The following is a 6,567-nucleotide window of genomic DNA, read 5'->3' as shown; positions in this document are numbered from 1 at the left end:
TCCAGCGCTGCCCACGCGCCCGCCTCGGCGGCCACGAACGGCGCGACCCACTCCGGCCGCGCCCGGAAGCCGCGCCGCGCCAACGCGCCGGCCAGCGCCTCGCCGAAAGCGGCCGGGTCGGCCTGCAGGAAGGCCCCGGTCATGTGCTGGTCGTCGGCCCACTCGCCATCCTCGCGCACGTGCAGGTGGAAGTTGGGGGTCAGACCGCTCAGATAGGCGGCCAGCGTGGCCGACGTGGGAACCGCGCCGAAGCGCAGCAACAACTCCGGGCGCGGCAGACGCTCACCCAACGCCGGCAGCCACAGGTTGTAGCCGCCCAGCACCAGCCCGTTTTCTACCTGTGGCCCATGCCGCACGTTGGCGAGCGGGTCGGCCAGGATGGGAAAGCCGGTCGCGCGGGCCAGCGCCGCCATGGCCGCCGGGAACGCACCGCCGGGGCAGTCCGGCCCGCAGATGATCAGCCCGCGCGGATGCTGCTCAACAGCGTCGGCGACGCCAGCCACCTGCGCCTCATCGGGCAGCAGCCGGCCGCGGCGAAAGCGGGTGAAGGGGCGAGAATTACCGGTCACCGGCGCAGCTTCCACAGGCCGGCCGTTAGGCGACGACGTTGGCTCCAGCGGCTTGCGAAACGGGAAGTTCAGGTGGACAGGCCCTTTCACCAGCCCGTCGGCCGCGGCGTAGGCGCGGGCGGCCAGGGTGCGCAGGTGGCGCAGAACGAGTTCAGGCGCGTCGTCCTGGGGTACGGGCATCTCCACCGCCCAGCGCACGTGGTCGCCGAACATTTTGATCTGGTCGATGGTCTGGTTGGCCCCGCTCTGGCGCAGTTCCGGCGGCCGGTCGGCCGTCAGTACCAGCAGCGACACGTGGGAGTAGTACGCCTCGATGATCGCCGGGTGAAAGTTGGCGGCGGCCGTGCCGGAGGTGCAGACCAGCGCCACCGGCCGCCCCGTCGCCATCGCCAGACCGAGGGCGAAAAAGCCCGCGCTGCGCTCGTCCAGGTGGCGGTAGACGCGCACCGACGGATGGGCGGCGAAGGCCAGCGTCAGCGGCGTGGAGCGCGACCCGGGGGCCAGGCAGACGGCTGCCAGCCCGCCGCGAGCCAGCTCATCGACGAAGATGGAGGCCCAATGGGTGTTGGCGTTGGCGTTTAGATCCATGTCAGGCTGTTTCCTCCACGCCCAGCGCGCCCAGCATCGGCCGGAACTTGAGCGCCGTCTCGGCCCACTCTCGCTCCGGCTGCGAGTCGCCGACGATACCTGCTCCGGCATAGAGCCAGGCGCGGTTGTGCTGCGTCACGGCCGAGCGAATGGCGACGGCGAACACACCATCGCCGGCGCTATCGAGCCAGCCGATCGGCGCGGCGTACCAGCCCCGGGGGACAGGTTCGAGATGTCGTAGCAGCGCCAGCGCGCGCTCGCGCGGCGCGCCGCCCATGGCCGGGGTGGGGTGCAGCGCCCGCGCCAGCGGCAAGATGCCCGCCTCCGCGTCGTCCAGCCGGGCGGAGATGGGGGTCAGCAAGTGCTGGATGTTGCGCAGCCGCAGCACGGTCGGCTCGGCGGCCACGGCGATATCGTGGGTCAGCGGCGCGAGGCTGTGGCGGATGGCGTCGCTGACCAGTAGGTGCTCGTGGCGATCCTTGGTCGAGGCCAGCAGTTGCGCCGCCAGCGTGTCATCCTGCGCGCCCGTCCGGCCGCGGCCGATGGAGCCGGCCAGGGCCATGGTGCGCATACCGCCGCCCGTTTTTTCCACCAGCAACTCGGGCGTCGCGCCGAAGAAGGCATGTCCCGGCTGGGGTTCGAAGAGGAAGCGGTAGCTGTCGCCATAGTGGCTGTTCAGGAATTCTAGAGCCATGGCGGCGTCGATCGGCTCGTCGGCGCGCACTTCGCAGACCCGCGCCAGCACGACCTTGTCCAGTTCACCGGCGTGGATCAGATCGGTGGCGCGCTCCACCATCGCCCGCCACTCGCCAGCCGACAACGGGTAGCGCAGCCAGGGCCGCTCCAGAGGGCGAGCCGGCGCGACCGCGACGGGCAAGGCCAGCCGCGCGTCGAGCGCCTCGCGCAGGGCGGCCAGACTCTCGGCCAGAGGCTCATCGGGGCCGATCAGGGCGTTGATGGTCAGAAAGGTCGCGTCACCCCATTGCGCCAACTGGTAGTGCGGCAGGACGAAGTGAGCCGGGCTGAAGACCGACCAGGTGTTGTCGGGCACGAAGTCATCCTGGAAAGCGAAGCCGCCGAGGAGGCGCGGGCGGGCCAGCCGTTCGGCGGCCGGCGCGTCTGGTGTCTGGCCGGTAGCCGGCCGGAGAATCGCGCCGTCGAACAAGCGCCGCGCCCGCGCGTCCACTATCTCGAAGCGATCGACGGCCAACGGCCCCGCCTCACCTTCGCCCAGCGCTGGCGGCGCGATCACCTCGGCCGCGACGCCCGCGCCGACCACAGTTAGCCCGCCGGCCGGTTCGGCCCAGTAAAACCGTTCCAGCCCGGCGGCCCCGGCCAGGAACGATAGGGCGTTCAGACCGGGAGCGGGCGCGTAGAGGCTGACGAGGCGCGGCGCTGATTCAGCGCCACCCCCTTCGTCTTCCCAGGTCAGCGCATCGCGCGCGGGGCGGGGTGGTGTGGAGGTCAGAATATCGACCGGCGACTCGATCATCACGCTCAGCTTACAAGTTAGGCAGCCGCGGGCCGTGGCTCGGCCGGGCGGCTCACCGGGCTTTCATAGCCGACGCTGCGCAGTAGCAACGGCACCAAGTGCTCCATGATGCGCGGCGGCTCCGGCTCGCCGGTGGTCACCCAGCGAATGACGAGGCTGTAGATGGCCCCCATCCAGGCATAGGCCACGACCTCACTATCAACCGGCGCGATATCGCCCAGGGCGATGGCTTCCTTGACGTAGGTTTCGATGAGCCGGGCGAAGCGGTCGTTGACTTCGGCCCGTTTCTTCTCGAACACGTTGCCCAGACCGACTGCCTGTACCAGCAGGATCTTGGCCGGGCGGCGGTAGCGGCCGAACGTCTGCAACACCGTTTCCAGGGCGACACGCACCCGCTCCATCCCTTGCGCCTGATCCTGGATGGCGTCCAGCACCCGGCGCTCCAGCAGATCGGCGAACTGATCGACCAGGGCCAGAAAGAGGCGTTCCTTGTTGGCGAAGTGAAAGTAAATAGCCCCCTTCGACGTGGCCGATTCATCGACGATGTCATCCAGGCGCGTGCCATGATACCCTTTGCGCGAGAAAGTCAGCAGGGCGGCATCCAGAATACGCTCCTTCGTCTGCCCCGGGTCGCGCAAGGTTGAGCTATTATCCGAGTCGAACACTGAAGTTGCCTCGCTGCCACCCAAGCAAACCGACTGGTCAGTCTGTTGACTTGGGCTAAAATGAGCGCGCTGCCGACCGAACGGTTCTCGACGTGCGCGCTTTCACTACGTTCAAAATCCGTTGAACTTACTTTGTGCAGTTTATCACAATGGCGTTCACGGATCAAGACAAAGCGGCGCTTACTCATTGGTTTATGGCGAACCTATGCAAAATTAGCATATCTCACCTTGTATCTTGGTGGACGGCCGGCCACCAACCGTTATACTTTCTCGGATCAGCCGGTCTGTCACGCCGATTGGCCGGCCTATTACATGAGTATCATGGCGCCCGGTTTGGGCTTGCCTCAGAACCTGGGCAGCGTTATGATCAGTAGCGGGTGAGCCGTGGTGGGAGCCACGGAAGTAGTTGCAGGAGAAGATAGCAGTGATTGACCCTTCGAGCGTTGGGGAGCCGTTGCTACCCGACGAGCGCATGACCGATCGGCGTACGCTGCGCGCGGCCCAGGCGACGCCTGTCGCTCGCCGGGCCAAGCCGCGGCGCTGGAACTGGCTGTACGCGGTTGCGCTGGTCATCACGCTCTCCATTGTGGCCTTCAACATTCTCCGGCCCATCACCGTCCTGCCGCGCATCGCGCCCGCGCCCGGCTTTGCCCTGGTTGACGAAGCGGGACAGACAGTGACCAGCGAAGACCTGCGCGGTCACTTCACGCTCTACAGTTTCTCTTACCTGGATTGCGACGGCGCTTGCCCGCAATCGCTGGCCGACATCGACGCGCTGCGCCACGCCATGGGCGAGCGGCTACCGGCCGGCACGCCCCTATCGTTTGTCACCATTACCCTGGACCCCGAGCGCGACACGGTGGAACGTCTCGCGGATACCGCCGCCCCGCTTGCGCCCGACCAAGAGGCGTTCGGCTGGCAACTGCTCACCGGCGACCCCTTGCGGACGCGCTACATCGTCGGCGGCGGATTCAACGTGTACTACTCCGACCCTCAGGAACCGACGGCCGACTCGCCAGGCCGGATCACCTTCGACCCGCGCTACGTGCTCGTCGATCAATTGGGCATCATGCGGGCCGAGTACCGCACCGGCCAGCTCGATCCGGAGCTGTTGACTCGCGACGTGAATTATCTCATCAATGAGGCTGAGAACAGCCAGGGTGTTGCCCGCCTCGGCTATGAGGCGGCCCACCTTTTTCTTTGTTACCCGCGTTAACAATTACTCGCCATGACCACTCCCAGCGCTCCGGCGCCCACCACCGACCCAGAGGCCAACACCGCAGCCGGCGCTACGCCCCAGACCGGGCGCACGCCGCGGCAGCGTCTCGTCGTTTGGACGAGCATTGTCGCGCTATTGGCGCTCAGCGGTGTGGCGGCGTGGAGTCTCATCAACGGCCGCCTGCCCTTTGGCCCGCCCAACTTCAACGGGCTGGTCATCCAATCGCCGAATCAGGCCCCCGACTTCACGCTGACCGCCCACACCGGCGAGCGGATGAGCCTCAGCGATTGGCGCGGTAAGGTCGTCCTGCTGTATTACGGCTACACCTTCTGCCCGGACGTGTGCCCGACGACGATGAACGAGCTCAAGAAGATGAACGCGGCGCTCGGCCGGCGCGCCGATGACGTTCAGGTGGTGCTGGTATCGCTCGATCCCGACCGCGACACGCCCGCGGTGCTGCGCGAGTACCTGTCGCACTTCGACCCGTCCTTTGTGGGCCTGACGGGCACGGATGAGGAGCTATTGGCGGCCACGACGCCGTTCGGTATCTACTACAACCGGCACGAGGGCACGGCGGCCACCGGCTACCTGGTCGACCACACCGCGTCGGTCAGCGTCATAGACAAGGAAGGGTATTTACGGATCGTCTACCCCTTCGATACGAAGGGGCAAGACATGGCCGAAGACGTGCGGTATCTAGTTAGGGATTAAGAATTAAGATCCTCAGAGGATAAGCTTGACTCCTAATTCATAATTCCTAATTCATAATTCGATAAGGAGGTAGGATGAACGACAAGGACAAGTACAAGACGCCGCAGGGAACCATCGCCTTGATGGTCATCTTTTTGATCCTTATTCTCGCGCTGTGGGGCAGCGCCTATTTGACCCTCATCTCCCGTGGCATGACGGGGGGCTAGTGGCGCGCAGGGATTCGATTTAACTAGTGATCAGTGAGTAGCCGAAGGAGACGTCAATGCATATCGATCGCTATGAACGTTTATTCATGTATGCCGCGGTGGCCTTATTGGCGGTATTCATGCTGGCCCTGGCGGTAAGCAGCTTCGCCTATGGCATCCGCGTGCCCCGGCCCTATGAGCGAGTGGATCCACGAACGGTGGCCACGCCGCCCTCGCCGTGGGGCTTGCCCGAAGCGGAGCGCCTGCGCGAGTTGTCGCCCGGCAAGTATGAGGTTTACATCCTGGGCCAGATGTGGCAGTTCACGCCCAAGACCATCACCATCCCGCGTGGGTCGGAAGTCACGTTCTACGTGACCAGCCGCGACATACAGCATGGCTTTAAGCTGCAGGACACGAACATCAACTTCATGGTGGTGCCGGGCGAGGTGAGCAAATTGACGGCGACCTTTGACACGCCGGGAACCTTCAACTTCATCTGCCACGAGTACTGCGGTACGCTGCATCACACCATGTTCGGCCAACTGGTGGTGGAAGAGTAAGGCGACGCGAACACCCAGGAGGACATAGAACCCATGACCAAACGCAAAGCACAACAGGACAAAGCGGCCGCGGCTCCCGTTCCGGCCATTGAATACAAGACCGAAAACCGGCTGGCGGCCTGGTCGATCGGCATCGCCATGGTTGCCCTGTTCATTGGCGGCTCGCTTGGCCCGCTGCAGAAGCTGGAGCACGTCGGCATCAACTGGTATCCCGCGCTGAGCCGGATCGGCGTCGGCAGTGTTCGCATTAGCACCTATTACCAGGGTCTGACCGCCCACGGCGTGCTGAACGCCCTCGTGTGGACGACTTTCTTCATCGTCGGCTTCTTCACCTACGCGGTGCCGCGCAGTCTGGGCCGCCCGCTGGTTCGCCCGCTGGTCAACCGGATCGCGCTGATCCTGATGGTCGTCGGCCTCGTCATGGCCGCCATCCCCATTCTCACCAACCTGGCCTCGGTGCTCTACACGTTCTACCCACCGATGAAGGCCAGCGTCTTTTTCTACCTGGGCCTGGTGCTGGTGGTGGTAGGCTCATGGGTGGCCGGTTTGGGCTACTACATGACTTATTGGCAATGGCG

At 65.2% G+C, this 6,567-nt stretch carries 8 protein-coding genes; 5 read left to right on the top strand and 3 right to left on the bottom strand.

Features of this window, described 5'->3' with window-relative positions:
- From menD to ACE3UY_RS13335, 3 genes are all read right to left on the bottom strand, one after another.
- A partial coding sequence (gene menD, locus ACE3UY_RS13345; RefSeq protein WP_374688002.1) for a 2-succinyl-5-enolpyruvyl-6-hydroxy-3-cyclohexene-1-carboxylic-acid synthase occupies positions 1 to 1,157 on the bottom strand: 1,157 nt, incomplete at its 3' end.
- 1 nt (position 1,158) lies between these two features.
- Positions 1,159 to 2,649: an isochorismate synthase MenF gene (locus ACE3UY_RS13340; protein WP_374688001.1), complete on the bottom strand. Its 1,491-nt coding sequence runs from the start codon at positions 2,647 to 2,649 to the stop codon at positions 1,159 to 1,161.
- A gap of 17 nt (positions 2,650 to 2,666) precedes the next feature.
- On the bottom strand, positions 2,667 to 3,314 hold the full coding sequence (locus ACE3UY_RS13335) for a TetR/AcrR family transcriptional regulator (protein ID WP_374688000.1): 648 nt from the start codon (positions 3,312 to 3,314) through the stop codon (positions 2,667 to 2,669).
- A gap of 424 nt (positions 3,315 to 3,738) precedes the next feature.
- Between ACE3UY_RS13335 and ACE3UY_RS13330 the strand changes: the two genes are divergently transcribed.
- The 5 genes from ACE3UY_RS13330 to ACE3UY_RS13310 form a co-directional block, all read left to right on the top strand.
- Positions 3,739 to 4,530, top strand: a complete 792-nt coding sequence (locus ACE3UY_RS13330) for an SCO family protein (protein ID WP_374687999.1) — start codon at positions 3,739 to 3,741, stop codon at positions 4,528 to 4,530.
- Positions 4,531 to 4,542: 12 nt separating this feature from the next.
- On the top strand, positions 4,543 to 5,244 hold the full coding sequence (locus tag ACE3UY_RS13325) for an SCO family protein (RefSeq protein ID WP_374687998.1): 702 nt from the start codon (positions 4,543 to 4,545) through the stop codon (positions 5,242 to 5,244).
- Between the two features lie 74 nt (positions 5,245 to 5,318).
- A complete protein-coding gene (locus tag ACE3UY_RS13320) occupies positions 5,319 to 5,450 on the top strand; it encodes a cytochrome c oxidase subunit 2A (RefSeq protein WP_374687997.1) in 132 nt (43 codons plus the stop codon).
- Positions 5,451 to 5,506: 56 nt separating this feature from the next.
- Complete coding sequence (locus ACE3UY_RS13315) at positions 5,507 to 5,989, top strand: cytochrome c oxidase subunit II (protein WP_374687996.1); 483 nt, start codon at positions 5,507 to 5,509, stop codon at positions 5,987 to 5,989.
- 33 nt (positions 5,990 to 6,022) lie between these two features.
- The coding region (locus ACE3UY_RS13310) for a cbb3-type cytochrome c oxidase subunit I (protein ID WP_374687995.1) at positions 6,023 to 6,567 on the top strand (545 nt) is incomplete at its 3' end.

Origin of the sequence: Promineifilum sp. (SeqCode) (assembly GCF_041918635.1) — a bacterium.
In the GTDB taxonomy this organism is placed as follows: Bacteria; Chloroflexota; Anaerolineae; order Promineifilales; family Promineifilaceae; genus Promineifilum.
This window is presented reverse-complemented; position numbering and strand designations above follow the sequence as displayed.

Coding starts and splice junctions, on each gene's coding strand:
- ACE3UY_RS13340 (WP_374688001.1), bottom strand. CDS start 2,649: ATGATCGAGTCGCCGGTCGATATTCTGACCTCCACACCACCCCGCCCC.
- ACE3UY_RS13325 (WP_374687998.1), top strand. CDS start 4,543: ATGACCACTCCCAGCGCTCCGGCGCCCACCACCGACCCAGAGGCCAAC.
- ACE3UY_RS13320 (WP_374687997.1), top strand. CDS start 5,319: ATGAACGACAAGGACAAGTACAAGACGCCGCAGGGAACCATCGCCTTG.
- ACE3UY_RS13315 (WP_374687996.1), top strand. CDS start 5,507: ATGCATATCGATCGCTATGAACGTTTATTCATGTATGCCGCGGTGGCC.